24 protein-coding genes are annotated in these 21,269 nt (G+C 57.0%); 11 read left to right on the top strand and 13 right to left on the bottom strand.

Annotated elements, in window-relative coordinates:
* Positions 1-58: 58 nt before the first annotated feature.
* Both AC13Q5_RS23545 and AC13Q5_RS23540 read right to left on the bottom strand, forming a co-directional pair.
* Complete coding sequence (locus AC13Q5_RS23545; protein WP_488503335.1) at positions 59-721, bottom strand: NAD(P)-dependent oxidoreductase; 663 nt, start codon at positions 719-721, stop codon at positions 59-61.
* Positions 722-787: 66 nt separating this feature from the next.
* A complete protein-coding gene (locus AC13Q5_RS23540; protein ID WP_488503334.1) occupies positions 788-1,891 on the bottom strand; it encodes an alkene reductase in 1,104 nt (367 codons plus the stop codon).
* A gap of 210 nt (positions 1,892-2,101) precedes the next feature.
* Here AC13Q5_RS23540 and AC13Q5_RS23535 point away from each other — a divergent pair, with 210 nt between their 5' ends.
* Positions 2,102-2,719 carry a TetR/AcrR family transcriptional regulator gene (locus AC13Q5_RS23535; RefSeq protein WP_488503333.1) on the top strand — a complete coding sequence of 206 codons (618 nt, stop codon included), beginning with the start codon at positions 2,102-2,104 and terminating at the stop codon, positions 2,717-2,719.
* Positions 2,720-3,247: 528 nt separating this feature from the next.
* On the opposite strand, the gene AC13Q5_RS23530 is transcribed toward AC13Q5_RS23535, so the two are convergent.
* Complete coding sequence (locus tag AC13Q5_RS23530) at positions 3,248-4,027, bottom strand: alpha/beta fold hydrolase (protein WP_488503332.1); 780 nt, start codon at positions 4,025-4,027, stop codon at positions 3,248-3,250.
* Between the two features lie 110 nt (positions 4,028-4,137).
* On the opposite strand from AC13Q5_RS23530, the gene AC13Q5_RS23525 reads away from it, so the two are divergent.
* Positions 4,138-5,049, top strand: a complete 912-nt coding sequence (locus AC13Q5_RS23525) for a LysR family transcriptional regulator (protein ID WP_457879184.1) — start codon at positions 4,138-4,140, stop codon at positions 5,047-5,049.
* 350 nt (positions 5,050-5,399) lie between these two features.
* Here AC13Q5_RS23525 and AC13Q5_RS23520 read toward each other — a convergent pair whose 3' ends face one another.
* Positions 5,400-6,788 carry a sensor histidine kinase gene (locus AC13Q5_RS23520; protein WP_488503331.1) on the bottom strand — a complete coding sequence of 463 codons (1,389 nt, stop codon included), beginning with the start codon at positions 6,786-6,788 and terminating at the stop codon, positions 5,400-5,402.
* Entirely contained in the window at positions 6,775-7,452 is a 678-nt protein-coding gene (locus AC13Q5_RS23515) for a winged helix-turn-helix domain-containing protein (RefSeq protein WP_075854458.1), read from the bottom strand. Before AC13Q5_RS23515 ends, AC13Q5_RS23520 begins: the two co-directional genes overlap by 14 nt.
* Positions 7,453-7,705: 253 nt before the next feature.
* Here AC13Q5_RS23515 and AC13Q5_RS23510 point away from each other — a divergent pair, with 253 nt between their 5' ends.
* From AC13Q5_RS23510 to AC13Q5_RS23500, 3 genes are all read left to right on the top strand, one after another.
* A complete protein-coding gene (locus AC13Q5_RS23510; RefSeq protein ID WP_143525476.1) occupies positions 7,706-7,975 on the top strand; it encodes a hypothetical protein in 270 nt (89 codons plus the stop codon).
* 15 nt (positions 7,976-7,990) lie between these two features.
* Entirely contained in the window at positions 7,991-8,785 is a 795-nt protein-coding gene (locus AC13Q5_RS23505) for a COG4705 family protein (protein ID WP_488503330.1), read from the top strand.
* Positions 8,786-9,246: 461 nt separating this feature from the next.
* Complete coding sequence (locus AC13Q5_RS23500) at positions 9,247-9,507, top strand: DUF1344 domain-containing protein (RefSeq protein ID WP_457879183.1); 261 nt, start codon at positions 9,247-9,249, stop codon at positions 9,505-9,507.
* Between the two features lie 604 nt (positions 9,508-10,111).
* Here the strand turns inward: AC13Q5_RS23500 and AC13Q5_RS23495 are convergent.
* Positions 10,112-10,909 (bottom strand): NAD(P)H-dependent oxidoreductase, encoded by a 798-nt coding sequence (locus AC13Q5_RS23495; protein ID WP_488503329.1) that lies wholly within the window; start codon positions 10,907-10,909, stop codon positions 10,112-10,114.
* A 94-nt stretch (positions 10,910-11,003) separates the two neighbouring features.
* Here AC13Q5_RS23495 and AC13Q5_RS23490 point away from each other — a divergent pair, with 94 nt between their 5' ends.
* Positions 11,004-11,936 carry a LysR family transcriptional regulator gene (locus AC13Q5_RS23490; RefSeq protein WP_488503328.1) on the top strand — a complete coding sequence of 311 codons (933 nt, stop codon included), beginning with the start codon at positions 11,004-11,006 and terminating at the stop codon, positions 11,934-11,936.
* 212 nt (positions 11,937-12,148) lie between these two features.
* On the opposite strand, the gene AC13Q5_RS23485 is transcribed toward AC13Q5_RS23490, so the two are convergent.
* From AC13Q5_RS23485 to AC13Q5_RS23475, 3 genes are all read right to left on the bottom strand, one after another.
* Positions 12,149-12,562, bottom strand: coding sequence for a curlin (locus tag AC13Q5_RS23485; RefSeq protein ID WP_075854452.1), 414 nt, complete (start codon positions 12,560-12,562; stop codon positions 12,149-12,151).
* A gap of 173 nt (positions 12,563-12,735) precedes the next feature.
* Complete coding sequence (gene csgH, locus AC13Q5_RS23480; RefSeq protein ID WP_488503327.1) at positions 12,736-13,134, bottom strand: curli-like amyloid fiber formation chaperone CsgH; 399 nt, start codon at positions 13,132-13,134, stop codon at positions 12,736-12,738.
* Between the two features lie 65 nt (positions 13,135-13,199).
* Positions 13,200-13,637 (bottom strand): curlin, encoded by a 438-nt coding sequence (locus AC13Q5_RS23475; protein WP_283052916.1) that lies wholly within the window; start codon positions 13,635-13,637, stop codon positions 13,200-13,202.
* Positions 13,638-13,894: 257 nt separating this feature from the next.
* On the opposite strand from AC13Q5_RS23475, the gene AC13Q5_RS23470 reads away from it, so the two are divergent.
* Both AC13Q5_RS23470 and AC13Q5_RS23465 read left to right on the top strand, forming a co-directional pair.
* Complete coding sequence (locus AC13Q5_RS23470; protein WP_143525474.1) at positions 13,895-14,647, top strand: hypothetical protein; 753 nt, start codon at positions 13,895-13,897, stop codon at positions 14,645-14,647.
* A gap of 90 nt (positions 14,648-14,737) precedes the next feature.
* On the top strand, positions 14,738-16,342 hold the full coding sequence (locus tag AC13Q5_RS23465; protein ID WP_488503326.1) for a T6SS phospholipase effector Tle1-like catalytic domain-containing protein: 1,605 nt from the start codon (positions 14,738-14,740) through the stop codon (positions 16,340-16,342).
* Between the two features lie 263 nt (positions 16,343-16,605).
* Here the strand turns inward: AC13Q5_RS23465 and AC13Q5_RS23460 are convergent, their stop codons facing one another.
* Complete coding sequence (locus tag AC13Q5_RS23460; RefSeq protein WP_488503325.1) at positions 16,606-16,935, bottom strand: hypothetical protein; 330 nt, start codon at positions 16,933-16,935, stop codon at positions 16,606-16,608.
* Between the two features lie 131 nt (positions 16,936-17,066).
* Here AC13Q5_RS23460 and AC13Q5_RS23455 point away from each other — a divergent pair, with 131 nt between their 5' ends.
* The 3 genes from AC13Q5_RS23455 to AC13Q5_RS23445 all read left to right on the top strand — a co-directional run bounded on the left by AC13Q5_RS23455 (position 17,067) and on the right by AC13Q5_RS23445 (position 19,368).
* On the top strand, positions 17,067-17,264 hold the full coding sequence (locus AC13Q5_RS23455; protein ID WP_488503324.1) for a hypothetical protein: 198 nt from the start codon (positions 17,067-17,069) through the stop codon (positions 17,262-17,264).
* 13 nt (positions 17,265-17,277) lie between these two features.
* Entirely contained in the window at positions 17,278-17,736 is a 459-nt protein-coding gene (locus AC13Q5_RS23450) for a DUF6714 family protein (RefSeq protein ID WP_488503323.1), read from the top strand.
* A gap of 618 nt (positions 17,737-18,354) precedes the next feature.
* Positions 18,355-19,368: an aldo/keto reductase gene (locus tag AC13Q5_RS23445; RefSeq protein WP_488503322.1), complete on the top strand. Its 1,014-nt coding sequence runs from the start codon at positions 18,355-18,357 to the stop codon at positions 19,366-19,368.
* A 167-nt stretch (positions 19,369-19,535) separates the two neighbouring features.
* Here the strand turns inward: AC13Q5_RS23445 and AC13Q5_RS23440 are convergent, their stop codons facing one another.
* From AC13Q5_RS23440 to AC13Q5_RS23430, 3 genes are all read right to left on the bottom strand, one after another.
* A complete protein-coding gene (locus AC13Q5_RS23440) occupies positions 19,536-19,997 on the bottom strand; it encodes a MarR family winged helix-turn-helix transcriptional regulator (RefSeq protein WP_488503321.1) in 462 nt (153 codons plus the stop codon).
* Positions 19,998-20,103: 106 nt separating this feature from the next.
* On the bottom strand, positions 20,104-20,820 hold the full coding sequence (locus AC13Q5_RS23435) for an SDR family NAD(P)-dependent oxidoreductase (protein ID WP_075854444.1): 717 nt from the start codon (positions 20,818-20,820) through the stop codon (positions 20,104-20,106).
* A 67-nt stretch (positions 20,821-20,887) separates the two neighbouring features.
* Complete coding sequence (locus AC13Q5_RS23430; protein ID WP_075854443.1) at positions 20,888-21,262, bottom strand: P-loop NTPase family protein; 375 nt, start codon at positions 21,260-21,262, stop codon at positions 20,888-20,890.
* Positions 21,263-21,269: the final 7 nt, after the last annotated feature.

The raw sequence follows: 21,269 nt of genomic DNA, 5'->3' as shown, positions 1-21,269 counted from the left end.
AGCGGGTTGGGCCACGTTCGATCTCCGGCGGCCCAAACGTTAAGACCATGGTCTTCCTTCAATACCCGATCGTAAATCGGGCTCGTTCGTGCACCGGCTTTTCGAGTTCGTCGACAAGGGCGATGGCATAGTCCTCGAAGGAGACCCAGCTTTTCCCTTGTTCGTCTTTGATGAGATTATCGCCACCGAGACGGAACTTGCCGGTGCGATCACCAAGATCGATCAGTATCGGAGGGCTGAAATAGGTCCAATTGATGTCGGATGCCCGTAGGGCTGCAAAGGCTTTTACATGCGATCGGGCGATCGGGATGAATGGCTTCGGCCAATGGCCGGAGTCGAGTACGGTGACACCGGGCGAAAATTCGAGAGAACCGGCTCCGCCGACAACGATGAGCCGTGGGGCCTTGGCTTTTCGAACCGCCGTGATGATGCGCTTGACGGTGTCGGGCAGCAGGTCGGTATAATTCTCATCCGATGTGAATCTGGGATCGTCGCGCGGAGGGCCGTAGGCACTGACGACGGCATCCGACCCCGCGACGATTTCCGCGATCCTGTCCGCGCTGCCTAGATCGTCGCGGACGATCTTTACGGTTTCGGGAAGGTCTGCGGGAAGCTTGCCGAGGTCGCGGGCAACTGCCGTCACCTGATGTCCGCGGCTTACAAGCTCGGCGAGAATCGTGCGGCCTGCGCGACCGGTTGAAGCTAAGAGAACGATGTGCATTTGGTGTTTCTCCGGAATAGATGATGTTCTGCTGCTGGTGACGGATGATATTGGCCAGGCTTGCCGTCACTCGGCTGCTTGCGTGGCGTCAAGCGCCGGGTAGTCGACATAACCGGCAGCACCACCGCCGTAGAAGGTCGAGCGGTCGTGGGGATTGAGCGAGGCGCCGATCTGCAGTCGACGAGGTAGGTCGGGGTTGGCGATGAACTGTCGTCCGAAGGCGACAGCATCGGCCCGGCCCGCGCGGATGGCCTCATCAGCCGAGCCGCCGGTGAAGCCTCCGGCGAGGATCAAGGGCTTGCGCCAGAAAGAGCGAAGCTGATCGACGGCCTGGGGCGCATCGATCTCCATCCCTGCCACTGCACGTGCCTCGATCAGACTGACATAGGCGATGTCCAACTCGCTCAAGCGCGAAAGGGCGTGGCCGTAGAGTCCGACCGGATCGCTGTCGCCCACGTCGTTGTAGGTGCCAAACGGTGAAAGGCGGACACCGATGCGATCCGCACCCCAGACGTCGATCAGTGCGGCTGTCACTTCGGCAAGCAGACGGACGCGGTTCTCGATTGATCCGCCGTAGATGTCGGTGCGCTTGTTCGAGCTGTCGTCCAGGAACTGCTGGATCAGATAACCATTGGCGCCGTGCAGCTCCACGCCGTCGAACCCGGCTGCCAAGGCATTGCGCGCGCCCTCGCGATAGGCCTCGATGATCCCGGAGATCTCACCCGGTTCGAGCGCCCGCGGCGTCTCGTAAGGAACCTGGTTCCATTCGGGTGTCAGCGATGTCTGGCCGGTAATCGCAATCGCCGACGGTGCGACCGGCAGTTCGCCATTCGGTTGGAAACTCGAATGCGATGACCGCCCGACATGCCAAAGCTGCAGGAAGATGATGCCGCCTTTGGCATGAACAGCATCAGTGACCTTCTTCCAGCCCTCGATCTGCTCAGGGGAATGGATGCCCGGCGTTTGCGGATAGCCTTGGCCGTAAGGAGTGATCTGGGTCGCCTCAGCAATGATCAGCCCGCCCGCGGATGCGCGCTGACTGTAATATTTCGGAGCGTGTTCGTTCGGCACGTTTCCGAGGCCGGCGCGCATGCGGGTCAGCGGCGCCATGACGACACGATGGGCAAGCTCGTATTGGCCCAGTTTAAGAGGCGAAAAGAGAGAAGGCATTGACGAGAAATCCTTTGTGCAGGCGCGGAGGCGCCGGAGCGGTTTCGACGGGGAACGTACCTTGAAGGCTGTCGACTTAATTTAATATGACCGGTCGTCTTGAATTAGTCAAGCCATAGGCAGAGGCGGCCGGTATGGCAATCTTGACAGGCGGTCCATGAGCGCCGAAATAAAAGACGACCGGTCATATTCTTGAAATGGAGCGCCGCCGTGCAAACGCAAAAACCTGCAGCACCTCGTGGGCCGAAGCCCAATCCGAATACGCGCGACAACCTGATCCGGGCGGGAATGCGGATGTTTCACGAGGCGGGATACACCGCAAGCGGGATCAAGGACATTGTCGACGAAGCAGGATTGCCCAAGGGGTCGTTCTACAACCATTTCGAAAGCAAGGAAGCATTCGGAGAGCAGGTTATCGATTTCTACTTTGAAAAAGGTCTGCCCGAACTGCATGCGCTCCTTGGTGATGGTAACGTCCCACCGCTAAAGCGTCTGCAGACCTACTTCGAAGAGAGAATGCAGGGTTACGAGGCCGCCGAATATGCCGGCGGCTGCATGCTCGGAAATCTCAGCCTAGAGGTCGCCGACCAAAGTGCGGCGATGCGCGGCCGGCTCGCGGAGCATTTTGAAACATGGAGCGGCCTTCTTGAAAAATGCATAGTGCAAGCGCAGCGGACTGGCGCGATGAAAAATCAACTTCCCGCCTCGCTGCTTGCTCGGTTCCTGCTGAATAGTTGGGAGGGTGCCTTGGTGCGCATGAAAGCCGAGAAAAGTAATCGTCCACTGAAGGAGTTCGTCCAAGCCGTCTTCGGATCTATCCTGGTTTGACATAGGTGGCTGCAGAGAGAGTTTGGGCTCAACTGAACAACTTCTCGCTCTTCATGGCACTGATGATCAAGGAGTGGGGCGAGGTCCAATTGATCTGGCGGCCGCGAAGATTTGTACGACCTTTATGGTTCGGCATGTTGTCGATGTTGGCGCCAAGATACTGAACCGACCATCGTTATCGAGTACCTGTGCAATTTTAAGCTATGAGTGAAGTGGCTAGCTGGCATTTAAGGCGATCATGATCCCTTTGACTGCAGATGGCGAAGCATTCTGCGCCGATGTTAGATCGTTTCTGCGATCTGAAAATCGCTTACTAAGCCATTATTAAATATGAGCATTTATCCATCACATGGCTTCTTGAAGCGGCGACTGTTGCGGGATGGCTGCCATTCAACTGACGTAGGTCCTGATCAACACCGTCGCAACGTGATCAAGCATGCGATCCGTGAGCGCAGACCACACTGCGCTGACGAAGGGCGGCATATAGGTTAATGGCTGCGCGCTGATAACAGCGCGCATCGCCTACCGTTATTTCGACAAATCTGACGTGGCTGCCAGAATCACCTTGGCGACTTCCGCAGGCTGTGACAGCTGTGGCGTGTGTCCTGCCGCCAAGCTCACGACGTGAGCTGAGATTTTCGTTGCCATCGCCTTCTGTAGATCCGGCTGAATCATGCGGTCCTGCTCGCTGATGATGTACCATGAAGGCTTCGTCTTCCAAGCCGCATTGCTCACTTCCTCCTCGAAATTCTTACCGCGCACGGGACCTTGCGTGGCCGCCATCAGCCGTGTTTCTTCCACCGGAAGATCCTGGGCAAGGTGGTTTGCGATCCCTTCAGAGCTGAGTGTCAGGAAGCCCTCTTTGTCCGCGATGATATGTGCGAAGCCTGAGGGAACCGGATAGTCCTTGGACAAACCTGCAACCGACTGTCCTTTCGACGGAGCGAATGCAGCGACATAAACCAGCGATTTGACGCGCTCATGCTGGCCAGCTTCCGTGATGACGACACCGCCCCAGGAGTGACCAACCAGAACGACGGGGCCGGTCTGCATGTCCAATGCGCGCCGTGTGGCTGCGACATCATCGGCCAGCGATGTAAGCGGGTTCTGTACGGAAACAACCTTCAATCCCTCCTTTTGAAGGAGTGGAATGACCTTGTTCCATGCCGATCCATCGGCAAACGCGCCATGCACAAGCACAACGACAGGTTTTTCGACCTCCGCCGCACCGGTGGGGGCTGCGTTTGAAGCCAATGCCGAGCTGCCCAGAACGGCGGCCACGACTGCTTTTTTTGCGAATGATGACATCAAGTGCTCCTTTGAACTAGGCCCACCGCGGGCTGTGCGGAAGGCAACGCGATCAGATGGAAGGCACTTGTACATATGAAAATATTGGGGATAAATATCCGAATAGGATCATGATAGAAAACATTGAGTTTCAAATGGACAGACTGGCTTGCATGCATGTTTTTGTGAAAGCCGTTGAAACAGGTTCGATTTCGGCTGCCGCTGCGGAGCTTGGTTTGTCATCCCAATTGGCAGGGAAACAACTGAGAGCGCTGGAGCAGGATTTCGGCATTCAGCTGCTGAACCGTACCACGCGTAGGCAAAGCCTTACCGACGGTGGTCGCATATTCTATGACCATGCGAAGAACATCATAGCGGAGATGGAGGCAGCCGAGGCGCTGATTGCCGAGACCCGCCTGATCCCGAGAGGGCGACTTCGCGTCAGTGCGCCGATCACGTTCGGCAGTCACGCGCTCGCGCCTGAAATACCGGAATATTTAAAGCTGCATCCGGAAGTGTCCTTGGATCTTAGCCTGACCAATCGGACCGTAGACCTCGTAGAAGAGGGCTTCGATATTGCCTTCCGAACCGGAGAACTCCCGGATAGCCAATTGCTGGCAAGGGGGCTTGCGCCTCTTCGCTTGGTTTTGTGTGCCGCGCCCTCTTATCTGAGGTCGGCAGAAAAACTGACCAAACCGGAAGAACTGCAACAGCACGAATGCCTGGTGTTTTCACACACGTCACTTAGAACGCAATGGGTATTCGATGGACCGGGTGGTGTCATATCCGTCCCGATCGCCGGCAGATTTTCGACCGATAGCGGCGAAGCGCTACGCGCCGCTGCTGTCGCCGGTATGGGGGTATTGCTGCAGCCGCATGAGCTGATAGTCGCAGAGATCAAAGCCGGGCGCCTGGTGAGGCTCTTGCCAGAGTATGAACCGCCCGCCCGTCCGCTCCACGCGCTCTATGCGCCCGACAGGCGAATGACACCGAAGCTGCGAAGCTTTCTGGATTTTGCCGTTCGGAAGTTCGGGGTGCAGTAGCCGAACGCTTAAACATGCTGTGTGGTTGCTCATAACCTCACATCGCCGCTGATTATTCCATGAGCGTCAACGCGCTGCCGGGCGCAGCGTGACGGTCCTGGCCGAACGTTCGGTAGCCCTCAACCTGTACTGCGAAGTATCAAGAAGTTCCCGAATTTGAGACGGACGGTGTTTGTAATAGCATCGCCGGCGGTTCATATCCCATCGAGGGCGATTAAGATTTGCCGTTTTCGCAGGTGAGGTACTCGCTGTACAAGGTCGCATTCGTGATGCGATCCGCTGGCGCAACGCTGGTGTCACGCTGGAAGCTTTGCATTTGCATGGATGCTGCGCCTCGGCGGTTCCGTTCTTCAGTGCTTGGTTTCGTTTTCGACTCTGGGACGCGTGGGTGGAAAACACATGCAAACGCACAGGCCTGGCTTGTTGTCTTCGAGCGTAACGGGCGCACCATGGAGGTCGGCGATTGCCTTGACCAGGCTAAGCCCCAGCCCATTACCTGGCGTCGTCCGGCTCTTGTCCAAACGATAAAGCCGCCGGAACACCAGTTCGCGTTCCTCTTCGGGAATACCGTTGCCGCTATCGGCCACGCAGGCGTGATAATGTTGCTCCCCAGGCGTCAGCGATAGGGTAATGGTCGTTCCGGGCGGGCAGTGGGTGATTGCGTTTTCGACAAGATTGACGAAGAGCTGTGTAAGCAATTCCCGATCGCCGTCTATGGGCCAGGGGCGGGAAGCCAAAGGCTTCAATGCCAAGCATTGCCCGGCGTCTTCGGCAACGTCAGCGTAGATTTCTGCAACCGACGCCATGATGGCTCCCAGATCGACCGGTTTGAAACGCGTCTTTCGGGCGCCAGCCTCGATCTGCGAGATGCGGAGCAGGGCTTCGAAGGTAGCGTTGATTCTGGTTGTTTCGTCGCTGGCGTCGAGAAGCAGGTCCTCCACATTTTCGGACCGCTCCAGGCGCTGCAGCGCCCGTTCAATGGTGAATCCGAGCCGGTTGAGGGGAGTCTTCAGATCGTGCGCGATGTCCGTGCTGACCTGCCGCATTCCGTCAACAAGTGCGGAGAGCCGGCCAAGGGCCTGATTTATATGCATGGAAACGACGTCGATATCATCGCCATTGCCGCGGATCGGAATTCGTCGAGCCAGGTTGCCTGCCGAAACGTCGACCAGAGTTCGCTCGATCGCCTCAAGCCGGCGTTGCGTGCGCGTTGCCAGCACGGTTCCGCCGAGGACGATTGCCGCGACGATGATGACCGAGGCCCATGCGAAGCTCATGAGCGCGATCTGCTCGATCCGATCGGTTTCGCGGTAGCTTTGGCCGACGACCAGGGCGTTGCCGCCAACATTGCCGGCGACAAGGCGCAGCGGATCGTCATCGCCAAGTCCGAACAGGGTCGCGGCAACGGTCGAAAGGCCGGGCGTCACAGTTGCGGCGGGAACATTTCCGGCGAGCTTTGCTCCCTTGGCATCGAGTAAAAGGAAGACCTGATCTTCCGGGCGCTTAAGGACCGAATAGGTGTCGACCGCCGCGATGAGATCCTCCAGGTCGTTGGAGGAATAGGTCGAGGCCACAACCGAATAGGTGTCCTTGATGGACACGTCGAGCGATCTCGCCAGCTCGCGCTTCATCAGGCCGTAGGCGACGAAGCCAGCGACGAGGAAGGCGACGATGAAGAAAAGCCCGAACGATATTGCCAGCCTGAAGGGCGTGCTGCGCAGCAATCTATCGCGGCGCATGTATGCAATAGCCGGTGTTGCGGACCGTGTGGAGGAGGGGGACGTCGAACGGCTTGTCGATCTTTGCGCGCAGCCTGCTGATGTGGGTCTCCACGACGCTCGTCCTGGGATCGAAGTGGAAATCCCATACGCTTTCCAAAAGCATGGTGCGCGTCAGCACGCGGCCTTCGCCGCGCATGAGCGCCTCCAGCAAGGTGAATTCGCGCGGCTGCAGGTCGATGGCAATACCGCGTCTATGCACCTGGCGCTTTATCACGTCGAGCTCGAGATCGGCGACCCTGAGCACGGTCTTCCTGTCCTGGACCGGCGGCCGGCGTGCCAGGGCATTGACGCGTGCCAGAAGCTCGGAGAAGGCAAATGGCTTCGTCAGATAATCGTCTCCGCCTGCCTCAAGCCCTTCGACCCTGTCGTCTACGCCGCTGACCGACGTGAGGAACATTGCCGGTGTTTTGATCTTCGCCGCTCTTGCGGCCTTTACCAGAGAAAGGCCGTCGAGGCCTGGAAGCATCCGGTCGACCACCAGCACGTCATATTGTTCCCTGGTCGCCTGAAAGAGCGCATCGGTCCCGTCCTTGATGACGTCACAGACATGACCAGCTTCGGTAAGCCCGCGCGCGATGTAGTCGGCGGTCTTCCGATCATCTTCCACCACCAGGATCTTCATGGCCGTCCAGGCTCCGTCAATTCGCGATACGACTGCTGCCTAGACATGCCTTAAGAAGATGTCTGCAACCTGAACGGCGTCTTACAAATGCGTAAGCTAGCGGTCGTCACGCGGCGGCATTTCTTACGAAACGGTATTGTTCGGGCAAAGGCAGCGTAAGGACCGCCGCATAGAACTGGAGGCCTCGGTCGCATGTTCGGTGCGACCGGTGATCAATCAAGCGGCAGTCTGGCCGCCTATCGGAGCCTCCCTCATGACCAAGCGCAATGCCATCCGCCTCCTGAACGCTCTCCTGTTTTCCTGCGCTGTCACGCTGCCGGTTGCCGGTCATGCGGCCGCCGCCCGCCCGTGCGAAGATGTCCTCAAGGAGATGCGCACGGCGAAAGGATCCGCAAATCTGACGGCTGACGTCAAGACGAAGGTCGATGCGCTGGAGGCAAAGGCCGTCGAGCGCTGCAATGCGGACGACGACAAACGCGCCAACGCCTTTCTGCAACAGGCAATGGCGCTGATGGGCAAGTAAAGCGGGGTGTCTACCATGAGCTCACTGTCATATGCCCAAGGAGGCAATGTCCTCAATCGTGTTCCGCGGATCACCGGCGACTTCTGGTTGATTAAATTGCTCGCCGTCACGATGGGAGAGACGGCTGCCGATTATCTCGCCGTCAATATGGGATTCGGCCTGGCCGCGACATCCGCGATCATGACAACGGTGCTGATCGCCGCGCTTACCCTCCAGTTTCTGCAGCAGCGCTATGTACCTTGGGTCTATTGGACCGCCGTCGTCATGATCAGTGTTGTCGGAACGCTTTTGACCGACAATCTGACCGACAATCTGGGAGTGCCCCTTCAGGCCTCGACCATCGGCTTCACCATTGCCCTTGCACTCACCTTCTTCATCTGGTGGAAGATGGAAGGCACGCTGTCCATTCACTCGATCTTTACGGCAAGGCGCGAGGGATTCTACTGGCTGGCGATCCTCTTCACGTTTGCACTGGGCACGGCCGTCGGTGATCTGATCGCGGAAGTTTTTGGTCTCGGATACATCATGACCGGGCTGATCTTCCTTGGCATCATTGCCGTCATAGCGATCGGCCATTTCAATCTCGGCGTGAATGGCATTCTAGCATTCTGGCTGGCTTACATTTTCACGCGGCCACTCGGCGCGTCCCTGGGGGACCTCCTTTCCCAGCCGCTGGAATATGGCGGCCTGGGATTCGGAACGATCTATACGAGCGTCCTGTTTCTAGGTGCCATCATACTGACTGTCATGTACATGACAGTCACCTACGAGCCTGAAACTGCGTCGGAAACCGAGCAGGATCGCTTTTAGAACGAACTCGCGAACCGCGCCGTTGAAACAAACAGGCGAGGTTCATGTTGCTCGCCAAGGTCAGTAACTTCCGGCAGGAAAACCTTTTGACGCTTTCTATCCGCGTGCTTGTGGATTGTCGGAGGTTTTTCGGCCGGATTCTTGCATTTCACGAACGAGAGATTGTTCGTTTTCCTCTATATCTTCGTCCAGTGCCACCGGAAGACTAGACGTGGTTGCCCTGCATCGGGCAAGCCTGAAGATTCCCCGCCACAAAACATCCAAGCCTGCGCACTATGCTCTGCTGATTTTTATAGAAAAATCATAGCTTTATCTGGCCTTGGCTCAAATCTCCGTCGATGTCCGATTTGTAAGAATCCGGCAAAGCGCAGGGAAGGATCGTTGTTTAGATTTTACATGGTCGGCGACGCCGGCAGTGGCCGGTTAGGCCACGATATGCTTGTAAATCGAAGGAGTGAATTATGCTGAAGAGATATTTGGCGATCGGTGTCCTTGCGACATCGACCTTGGCGGCGGGAATGGCGCTTGCCCGTGATGAGACCGGAACCATCACCAATATCGATGCGAAGGCGGATCAGATCACGCTGTCCTCGGGAACAACAATCAAACTGCCAGAAAACATCGAAGTCGAGTCCTTCAAAGTCGGTGAGCGGGTTGCGGTCCATTATACTGTTCAGAAGTCCGGCGGCGCTCTCGCCTCGAAGGTGAGCCCCGCTAAATAGCAGGTGCTATCGGCTAGGCCACGACACATCGCGAGACGGGACTGGGTGATGTTAAAGCCCAGTCCTATCCGGGCGAGCCAGACTGCTAGAGCAGGTCCTGAACCACTGGAGAATGCCGTCACCGCGCCGCACAAAGTGAGGAAGAATCCGAAAGCGCCTCCGGGTCTTCGGGCTAGGGTAACCCGGATCCTGATATCGATAATCTGAAGATCAAGAGCCAGAATTTTGACTGATGCCGGAGGAAGACGAGCGAGCCAGCGGTTCGTCCCCCTTCAAGAGCAAATGGAAATTTGTATCAATCTACTGTTGCAAAGCGACATTTCAGTCGCGTAGCAATGCTCTGTCGCCGTTCGTCCTCGATCGCTCGATCAAGCATGCCCCATCTGCACTTCATGGTGAGTGTCCGCTGGCTTGTTCAGATCAGGATTATTCGCAAGCCGGAGCACAGCGCAACCGGAGCAGCTGACGAGACGGCGTCGGGGTTCAAACTCCATGACTTGAGCCTAAGAACGCTCGCTCTTGAAAAGCGGATGAACGCCTTGCGTTGAGTGGTTCTGCTGCAAAGATTTCGCTTTTGGAAATAGGGGCGACCGCGCCGAGCGCGCTAGCTGGATGCAGCGGCATCCTTTAGATGAAGTGCAAAGCCTGATGCCCCCGGCTCGCTCAGCTCCGAACGGAGTTGCATAGCTGGAATGTGATAATCCCCGCCATTTTGGCGCCGGTAAGGAATGGGATACGTTGTTTCGAGCGTTCGCATCCGGTCGCGTAGACTTTCTGCAGCGGCTTCGAAGCGGGCATCGTCGAAGCGATCGGTGCTGTACGTCACGAAGGGCGGTAGTACATCGTAGCCCGGATAATAGAGAATCCCGTGATTGATCGGAAACAGAAGATCGTCGATCGGCCCATTGATTCCCCGAGGAGCGTAGTGCTCTTCCCAACCACCCGCAGTTACGACCAGCATGGCTCGTCTGCCAACCAGGGTTCCCTCGCCGTAGCGATCACCCCAACGCTTGTCGCTGTGCTCGCCAACGCCATAGGCGAAGCCATATGCAAACACGCGGTCGACCCAGCCTTTCAGGATAGCGGGCATGGCGAACCACCAGAGCGGAAACTGCAGGATCAAGGTATCGGCCCAGAGCAGCTTTTCGATCTCCGCTTTGACGTCGTCCGTCAGCGTATCGCCGCTGAAAGCATGTTTGGAGGCGGCGACCGGTATGAGCCGCTCGTCAGGAGCCAAGGGTGGGAAGTCCGCACGGTCGATTTCGGATTTCCACCGCATGGCATGGAGATCGGAAATCCGAACCGTATGGCCGGCTGCTTCCAGCTCCTGGACCGCGACGTCACGTAACGATGCCGACAAGGATTTCGGTTCGGGGTGAGCAAATACGATGAGCACATTCATAATGGCACCTGCTTGTTGGAGAAAACTCTCCCTAAGCTAGGCCAAGTTCCACTCATGCGTTATACTGAAGGAATGGATAGGATAATGCCGAATAATGGATAGATCGGATGTCACACTCGAACGCATCCGCACCTTTGTCCGCGTCGCCGAACGCGGGAACCTGTCGGCTGTGGCGCGCGAGTTGAACATCGGCCAGTCCAGTGTCACGCGGCATGTGCGCGAGCTTGAAGAAGCCCTGGGCGTGGCGCTGTTGAGCCGCACGACCCGCCGTGTCATGCTCACCGAGGAAGGCAGCCTTTACTATGCCAACGCCATCCAAATCCTGCGCTTGTTGGAACAGGCAACCGACGAAGCGCGAAGCGCGCGGAATGTCTCTGCCGGCACGGTTCGCGTCTCTTGCACGGCAGCGCTCGGTGTCCGGCATGTCAGTCGATTGATCTTCGCTTTTCAGGATCGCCATCCGGATATCGCAGTCGATCTCAGCCTGACGGATGAGCGCGTTGATCTCATCCGCGAAGGCATGGACATCGCATTGCGCCTTGGTCCGCTCACCGATAGTTCCATGAAGCTGCGGGCGATCGGCCAAAGCCGGCGCGTCCTTGTCGCCTCTCCAGCCTATCTGGCTGGGCATGGCCGGCCGGCAACACCCGAGGAACTCAAGGACCATGAGGGTGTCCGCATGTCGAATATCGCCGGCAGCGAATCCCTCGTGCTCGAACGGGCGGGAGGCGCGCGGCACCTCGTGCCTTTCAGTGGGCATCTGCGTGTCGATCACGGGCTCGCCGCACGCGAAGCCTTTGCCGCGGGCCGCGGTTTTGGTCCTGCTCATATCTGGCTGGTGGACGACCTTCTCGCGGACGGTCGACTCGAGGCGATCCTGCCTGACTACACTCCATCGGCCGTACCGTTGAACATGCTTATCGCGCCCGAACGAACGAGCATCACGCGTGTCAGGTTGCTGGTGGAGTTTCTGGCCGAGGCGATGCTGTGGATCCCTGGCATAGAGCGGTCACGGGCGGGGAGTTAAACCGCCAGCCTGATGGATATTCTCAGCGACCTTGATCCAATTGGGAGCATTGAACGCCAATCACCGATGCCGATCTTGCCGGCTTCTCGTCGAACCGTCGTCGGGAGGCCGGAATTGTCCGCGGAAGGCTTCTGCCTGAGTGGCAGGCAAGTGCCTTATCCATACGTTGATGAAACAACACGACATCGGTTTCGGGGCTGTTCTGAACTGCCTTACCAGCCATAGCTGAAGGTCGCGCCAACGCCGTTATCCCCATCCTGGACCACGTCGGTTTCAGTGTTTCGACCATACTGGAAAATGCCATAGGCATTGTTGCTGCCGTTCTGCCGCAAGGTTGCGGAATGACCGTTGCCCCGTTGCTGGATGAAGCCGAGGTTGCCCTGGCCCGCCTGAGCGATGCCAGCCGCGTTGCCCCGGCCCAGCTGCCGGATGTCGGCGTCCTTCAGACCGCGGTAGAGCGAATAGACGCGCAGTCCGGTCGAAAAGAGATCGGCGTCCTCGGCATTATCCGGCGCGAGGTTGAACGAGATCCGGCCGCCGGCGTAGGCTGGCACAGACAAGGCTGCTTGCCCCAGGCTTCCGGCAAGAAGAGTGACGGTAAGGATCTTAAACAAGTTGCGGGTCATCCTGATCTCCATTTGCCGGCTGCCTTGGCCGATGATCAACTTTCGCATCTTTAAGCTGAACCTAGTCGGAATTGCCCGTTCAGTTGTCGTTCAGTCGTTTCGGCCTGATCGAAAGCAAAAGGGCGCCAGAAACCGGCGCCCTTTTAAAGGCATTGGCAGGGTGTGGAGGCCTGTTAGTTGCTGCCGGTCTGCTTCGTGCAGCTGAAGCTCTTGTCCCCGATCACGATATTCAGCGTTGCCTTGTATTCGGCTCCCTTGGAGTCGAGCGAGACGGAGCTGAGGATTGCCGGATGTCCGGCTGTGGCATCAAAATCGCCACTCTGGTTGATCGTTGAGCTTCCGCCGCCGCCTGCTTTTTCGACATGGAAGGTATAAGTCCCGCCAACATGCTTGTCGGCGTGGACGAGTGCATCCAGCCTCACCATACCTGCTCCAGGCGTTGCTTTGATTTCGCAAAGCTGCGCTTCGTCAGATTGGCTGGCAGTCGTCATTGCCGCAACGGCGCCGACGGGAAGCAGGACCAGCGCGAGAATCGCCATCAGGCGGCGTGGATGTTTGACGCTATTTGGCATGGGTCGTCTCCCCTAATGGTCTGTCGTTGCGATCTCGACCTTTTTCATATCATCGCGTTAGCCGCTTACGGGCAGGCCTGGACGAATGCCGCGACATTACCATTGCCGCCCTGGCTGACATTGGCGCTGCAGCCACGGCCAACCTGAACACCAGCCGCGATGTTGCCATTGCCGTCCTGGGTAAGGATGGTTGTGTGGTTGGAGCCAAACTGGCCGATGCCAGCTACGTTGCGGTCGCCGTTCTGATAGGTGGCGCCATAGTTATCATTACCTTCCTGGCCGACGGCCGACAGGTTATGACGACCATATTGATGGCCGATAATCCGGTTGTAGCCACCGTTCTGGTAGGTTCTGATCCTGTTTCCATACCCTTCCTGCGCGCCACCGGCAGAGTTCGACCAGCCATATTGTTCGATACGCACATCGTTGGCCATGGCGGGGGCTGCGGCGGTGAGGCCGACGAGAGCGACGAGTGCGGTTGCAATGAAAGACGTGCGGATCATGACTGTGTCTCCTCAGGCGGATAGGACCGCGGTTGAACGTCTTTCTTTTAGACACTGCCTTTGGAACGGAAGCTGAAGGCACCATTCAGTTGGGGTTCATTCGCGGAGATCGCTGCCCCTCTTCGCAATCAAAACGGAGGCAACTAAAGTAGTAACCCATAAATGCGGTAGGGATCCAAGCTTATTTTTCACTTGATTGACGCTGCAACTTAAACTTTTATGACTGTTGCGAGTTGGTTGTTGCTTGGGGAGGCGATATGGTCGATGTGCCAACTGGAACAGTCTATGATTATGTAAAGTTAGCAGCTGATAATCTTATATGGCCGTCGTTTGCACTAGGGGCCTGCATTTGGTTGGCGAGACATCCAGAGGTAATCGCACGAATTACGACATTGGATGTTTTTGGAGTAAAGCTTACCCTCGGTGAATTGAAGAAGACCGTAGACGCGAATGCACAGCGTATCGCGGAACTGGAAGAGGACGTTGAAAGCGGAAAGCGGATCTATAATGATTTGCTCGCCGAGGTCCAAGTCAACACGGCCGGCTCCGAAGCACTTTCGGATGCAAGGCGCGTGATCAAGACGGAGGCTCGCGCGGTAACAGATTTCGATCGCACCGCAAAGATCCTCAAGGGCGATGGAAGCCTGGATGAACTTTATGGTGCGGCGGTGCTCGTGCGAGAGCGGCTTCCGCTTGACCTATTTCCCGCGGTTCTTGATTGTCTGGATAGGCTTGCCAAGGATCCGAAGCTTGGTGGAGCTCGTCTGAATACGGTCTGGATGTTGACGAGTGCTGCCCATAGGATGCTGATCGCGTCCGTCCGCGACGGAGCCATTCCTTCCATATCGAGGGAGGATTTGACGCGAGCAGTAAGCGTTCTCGATGCTCTCGGTAGAAACAAAAGTGTGCTCGAAGATAGGCCGGACAAGCCTGAAAAGGGCATCAGGGGGCCGTTGAAGCATGCGAGAACCTGGGTTGCCAAGGGGCTTGCTCCAGCGCCTCCAAAGTAAGAGCTCATCGCAGCGCAAAGAGTCGATCGCCACCTTGGCGTTTGCTACCGAACCGGACAGTCTGGCAGCGAATTCCGACAAGCTTTGAATTTGGCGCGGCCCCGCACCTGCAAGGCAGCTGCGCCCCTAAAAATGGGGGACAACGTGCATCTGATCGTATTTTGTGATGGAACCTGGAACACTCCGGACCAAACCGAAGCTGGCTTGCCGGCTTCGACGAATGTTGTGAAGCTTCGCAACGCTCTGGCAGCCGAGGATAAGGGCGGCGAGGAGCAGCGGGTCTACTACCATCCCGGCGTCGGTACCGACGGCGGCTGGTGGGACCGTATCGCTGGAGGCGGACTTGGCGAGGGGCTCGATAACAATATCATGAGCGGCTATAACTGGCTCGCGCGCAATTATGAAGTTGGTGCCAAGATCTGGCTTTTTGGTTTTAGTCGCGGCGCCTTCACGGTCCGCAGTCTTGGCGGCATGATTTCGCGCTGCGGCCTTCTCAAGACTGCCGGTATGGACGAAAAGACAATATGGGCTGCCGTTGAAGCGCTCTTTCAGAACTATCGTACACCGGAAGCGAGTGCAAAGCTTGTGAAGGCCACAAAGGCGATGCCGTTTCACGGCGTCAAGACGGGGGACGCAGCCAAGCAATCGATCCCGATCCACTTTATCGGCGTGTGGGACACAGTCGGCGCCCTTGGTGTGCCGAACGACATGGCACTGCTCAATCTCATTGATGATCCGGCCAAACACAGCTTTCACAATACAAGCCTCAGCCCGATCGTCGCAAATGCCCGTCACGCGATCGCCATCGACGAGATGCGTCAGAGCTTCACGCCGACGCTATGGACTAATGTCGATGATCGGCCGACGGTCAAGCAAATCTGGTTTCCCGGCGTGCATGGTGACGTCGGCGGCGGATACGGACGATGTGACCTCTCGGATGGCTCGCTAAAATGGATGATCGACGAGGTTCGAGGACTTGATCTGAATTTCAGGGAGAACATCGAGACGCAGCTTTCGCCATATCCGCTTGGTCAGCTTCATGACTCGGTGACAGGGGTATTCAAATTTCTGAAGACGCGGCCACGCGACGTTCCGCTCTTCTCCAGAAATAATGGCGTACTGCACGAGTCGGCGCTCGAGCGCCATGACAACCCTCCAATTGCGCAGGGCATCTATTGGAAAACAAGGGTTATTGAGCCAAAGGGTGAGGCGACCATCGATGTCTTCGCACGCGAACGGTGGAACCGTACCGGCCTGTATCTGAGGGCTGGCGTTCGTTACAAGTTCTCGGCAAGCGGCGAGTGGATGGATAGCAATATTACCTGTCCGCCAAGCGGAACGAAGGATGGAAAGTTTCATCTCGGCGAAGCCGTTCAGATAGCCTCTTCTCTTTGGGGGAAAGGCGAGCAGCTGCTTACGAAGCTGACCGGCAATCATCAGGTCGACTTCTGGTATACCAAGCGCGAGGAGCAATATCCCTGGTTCTCGTTGATTGGCGTGGTTGCCAATGGGTTCCTGCCCACTGAGAAGCCGGAGGACCAGCTGAACTATGCGCCGCATGAGGTCTTCGAAATCGGCGCGGGGGCTTATTTTACGCCTAAGAGCAGCGGCTATCTCTATGCCTTCGCAAATGACGCCTGGCAGACTTATGACAACAACCGGGGCAGCGTAAAGTTGACCGTGAGTTGCGCCTGAAGCCTGTTTGCGTTGACCCTGCGAAATGGACGAGGTCAGGTTTGGCGTGTCATGTTCGACTTTCGCTTGGCGTAACGGCCCGGACAATCATCGAATTTATATCCGATTATCTTCCGCCAACCAGATCCAGACGATCGAGACCGCCGGCTTCGGGACATATGCTTCGTAAGAATTGGAAGCGCACCAGCGCAAGGCCCCGGGAGAGGACAGCGCAAATGCCATCCCGCTCATTGCGATGATCGAGGTTTGCGATTGCCGCGATCTTAGGCCCGTTGATCTACAGTCGCTTCAACCGTCGTGGCTGCTTCGCTCTCGATCTTGGACTGTTCCTTAAGCGTTTCGATGAAATCCGCCAACGGATGAATCGATGGGGTTGTTGCTAGGAGTGGTTCGAGGGCCGCAGCGATTGCCCGGCAATTATCTGCTGAAAGAGGCCGAAGGTTTGACACGACCTTGTTATAGGCGGGTGTCCCCCGCGAAGCGAAGGAGCGATTGATGATGAATTGTTCCAATTCCCCATCAAGTCGTTCCACAAACAACGCAAGTGATCCTCCGTCGGCAGCTGCAGCGCTGTCAGAGATCGATTTGAACATATATCCTCCATTCATTCATCGTTGTGGTAAATTACCGCATCGATATCCTGCAGCCAAATGCGCAGAGCTTCTGGCTGCAAATACCGATACTTATGGATCACGAGGGCCGAGCCGATATGGAACTTGTTTCAATGATCAGTTTGATTGTGGCTGGCGTTATCTCCGGTCTGGCGCTGATCATAGGTGTCATCTATTTTTGTATCCTCCGCGGGGAGCGGGCGCAGGTGCGGCCCATGATTTCGCAAGAAGGCTCGTTGACCGGCCTCCAGTTCGAGCGCACCGAAGGCGGAGCGTGGCCAACATCGCACGGCGACGGAGCGCATCATTGAATAGGCGTTTCCTTTGAAGCCGACGCATGATCTCACGGAGCAGGCGAAAGCCGCGATAAGAGATGCATTTGCCGGCGTCACTTTGGGCAATGGCATTGGTCTTACTGAGGCGCAAGCGCTTGACGACTATGCGAACAATGCGGTCCGTGCAGCATGTCGGGCGAATGATGAGAAGAATGATTGGACCGCAATCACGGCAGAGATTCTGAACAGGCACTCCAGCAGCCCGTCTTTTTTCCATGCAGAAGGGATGCGATTTCATCTACCCGCATATCTGATTGCCGATCTCGATAATGCCTACAAACACGAATTCGCATACCACTTGTGCGGGCCTTCAGAGAAGTTTTCGCTTCTTACTCGGCTTCGACGAAGTTCTGTGGAATTGTACTTGCGCGCAATTTGCGAGAGGGGAAATATGGTTTCCTATCAGCATGATGTAAAAAGGGCGCTGGAAGAGTGGGCGGCGTTTTGAATTCGACAGCAATCCGCTCGTCTTACACGCGAAATCGTTGCTGCCCGTGCGTCAGCCTGTTTGCTGCTGACGGTTGTCAGTCACGTTGGCGAGTTTTACGCTGTAGCGGAAGGTTGTCGACTGCTTCAAGGTCTCGATTAATCGCCGGATAAGCTGCAGCATATCTGCCTAACTTCGTGGCAACGAACTCAGGTTTTCAGGAGACCCTGCGGAAGGCTGATTCCGGCGAACCGTGAAATCAGAATTGAATTGGTTTCAAGAGCTTGACGAGGTGCTGAGCGAATTACTATCGCCGAGGCAAGCACCGAGATTATCGGCGAGATACTGGCGAAGGCGGGCGATGGCCGGTTCGTTCCATCTGCTCTTGGAGGCATGGAAATAATAGGAGTCCAGGTACCCTTGCGCCTGACGCGGGGCCTTTGTGCTCTTTCGAAGACTCATCCGCTTGTTTGAAGCCGTATTAGCTTGGTGTTAGTCCGGCGAGGCTCCAGTTCCCGCAGCGCAGCCATTGATGTTCGTTTTTCATCAATGAAAAATACCCTGCGGATTTGGCTGTTTATCATCCGGGCATCTTTCCCTATTTTCCACCTGCAATGGCAGACAATGGTGGAGCATGACATGCTGACAAACGCCGATACGGCTACCACAATAGCTCTCTGGGACGGCCGCGAGATTCCGCGCTTGGGCATGGGATGTTGGGCGATCGGCGGCCCGTTCTATGCCGGCGACGTACCACTTGGCTGGGGCGAGGTCGATGACGATGAATCGATTCGTGCCATCGAGCGGGCAGTCGATCTTGGTATTCGCTTCTTCGATACCGCCTCGAATTATGGGGCTGGGCATTCCGAAGAGGTGGTAGGCAGGGCGATCGGCAATCGAGATGACGTTGTGATCGCCACCAAATTCGGTTTCGCGACGGACGAGAAGACCAAGCAAGCGACGGGCGCCTTTGCCGATCCTGCGTTTATACGGCAGTCCGCTGAGACGTCACTGCGTCGCCTGCGCCGCGATCGTCTGAATCTGCTGCAATTCCATCTTAACGATTTTGCGCTCGAAGCGTCCGACGAGGTATTCGAGACACTCGAAACGCTCAGGGCCGAAGGCAAGATCGACGCTTTTGGCTGGAGCACGGATCATCCGGATCGTGCCGCACGTCATGCGCGTCGGGCAGGCTTCGTGTCCATCCAGCATACGATGAACGTTTTCGAGCCGGTTCAGGCGATAATCGATGTCATCGAGCGTAATGATCTGATTTCCATCAATCGTGGTCCGCTCGCCATGGGGCTGCTCAGCGGCAAATTCACGCCTGACAAGGCCGTCGGCGAGAAGGATGTGCGTGGCGCAAGTCTCGATTGGATGATCTACTTCAAGGACGGTAGGATCGCTCCTGAATTTGCCGCTCGCCTGGAGGCGATCCGCAATCTGCTGACTGAAGATGGCCGCACGCTCACGCAGGGTGCGCTTGCCTGGCTGTGGGCGCGCTCGCCACGCACACTGCCAATTCCCGGCTTCCGCACGGTTGCCCAGGTCGAGGAGAATGCTGGTGCGCTCGCGAAGGGGCCGTTGCAAGCAGACGTAATGGCGAAAATCGATCAAACGTTGGCGGGTCTCCAACTGCCACTCAGCAGATAGGGCGGCGGAGCTGTATGTATCAAGTTCTTGGGGGCTCTTTCTTGTGAAGTTAGGAGAGCCGGATCGGTGGAGAAATCAACCGGTTGACTGTGAAGGTGCCGGATCGATGGCGGGATCTGGTAATAATTGAGAATGGATGCCGGCCGCTATCGTTGAAACACGGTGCATCACTCTTCAGGCGGGTTCGCCGCCAGTTCGCCCACAACGACCTCTCGCAGTCCCTGTCGCAATGTTGCGACATTCTGGGCGCCGTTCAAATGTTCGAATTCCCGCTGTGCTTGTTGCCAAAGCGGGGCTGCTTTCTCGTGGAGGTGCCTGCCTTCATCCGTCAATTCCACGAGACGAAAACGGCCATCAGCAGGCGATGGTTTTATCGCCACGTAGCCGTCGCGCTCCAGGAAGCCCACCATCTTTCCCATCGCCGTCCGCTCGATATCGAGTCGTTCGGCCAGAACGTTGACCGCAGCACTGCCAACCTCAGCGAGGGCCGCCAATGTCAGGAATTGCGTAATACGCAGACCAGCAGGTTCAAGATGACTGTCGTAGAACCGGGAAATCTGTCGGCTGGCTTTTCTCGCGGCAAAGCAGTTGCATTGATCTATTCCGAGCGGTTGACCTGCTGACAACATCTCTTTTCCTTTCAATTTTCCGCCCATTAGGGCCATAACGGGCCAGCCGAAGGAACCTCGTCCGTTATGGCTTTCGGTAAACTGCCACGCTTGCCATTTCCAGCGCTTAGATCAACCCTGCTGGCGGCATGATATAGCCGGGCAACTCGGCAGCAAGCGTGCTCTTCAGCAGCGCGGTGCCCTCGTCGGCCATGATCTCGCTCTTGCCCGCGGCAAGTGCGTCATAGGTCTTGCGGACCACATCCTGCGGGCTGGATTTCGGCACGTCGATGCCGTTGGTCAAGTCCGTATCCACGAATCCGACATGCAGCCCGAGGACCTCGATGCCGCGGTCGCGAAGATGAAAGCGAAGCTGGTTCGTGTAGCTCCACGCGGCTGCCTTCGACGCGGCATAGGGCGTGAGATAGGGGCGCGGCAGCCACACGATGTCGGACAGAACATTGATGATGCCGGCACGGGGCTTGGACGACAGGATCTGCTCAAAGGCCTGCGTGACGCGAGCCACGCCATAATAGTTGATATCGAACAGCTGCTTGGACTGTGCTTCGAAATCGCGGGCAAGTGGCCCGTCGATCAAGGCTGCGGTGCCGGCGTTGTTTATCAGCAGCGTCGTATCCCTCGCGATTTCGGCAGCGGCGGTAATCGATGCGGTATCCGTGACATCGATCCTGACTGGTATGATGCCAGGCTCCTCGAAGCCGTTCGGGTTGCGCATGCCCGCGTAAATTTTCGCGGCCCCACGGTTGCGCGCCTCTCGTGCGAAAGCTAGGCCGAGGCCGCGATTGGCTCCCGTAATGAAGACGGTGGCGTTGGTGATATCCATGACGCATTATCTTTCCTAAAGCCGCGGGTCAGGACACCAAGTCCCGTGCCGCCCGCGAAGGTTGGGTTCAAAGAAAAAGATCTTCCGATAGCTGGTCTGACAGTGCCTCTCGCAGATGGGTCGCAAGTGATAATAGCGGACCAATCGGGCTCATTCGCACGCTCACATGGGGTACGGTTCCATCCGCATTGTGGTCGACGACGACAACGGCGCTCAGGCTCTCTCCGGTCGTCAGAACCGCCTCGTATTCGAGAAACAGTCGCGAACCGACGGTTTCAAGAAATGTAGGTTTCTGCGACGCGTAGAAGGTTCCGACCGTGTCGACGACCAGGCGGATCGCCTCGCGTCCTTTAATGGCGCCGCGCAGCACCGAACTGGTCAATTCAGCCTTCTCGGTGAGGTCATCGAGAAAGGGGTGACGTGCATCTTTCAAACTTGACATGGTTTAA

It is taken from the genome of Martinezella sp. CNPSo 3964, from assembly GCF_057784375.1.
Note: the sequence above shows the minus strand (reverse complement) of the source record. Positions and strands in the feature narration are given on the sequence as shown.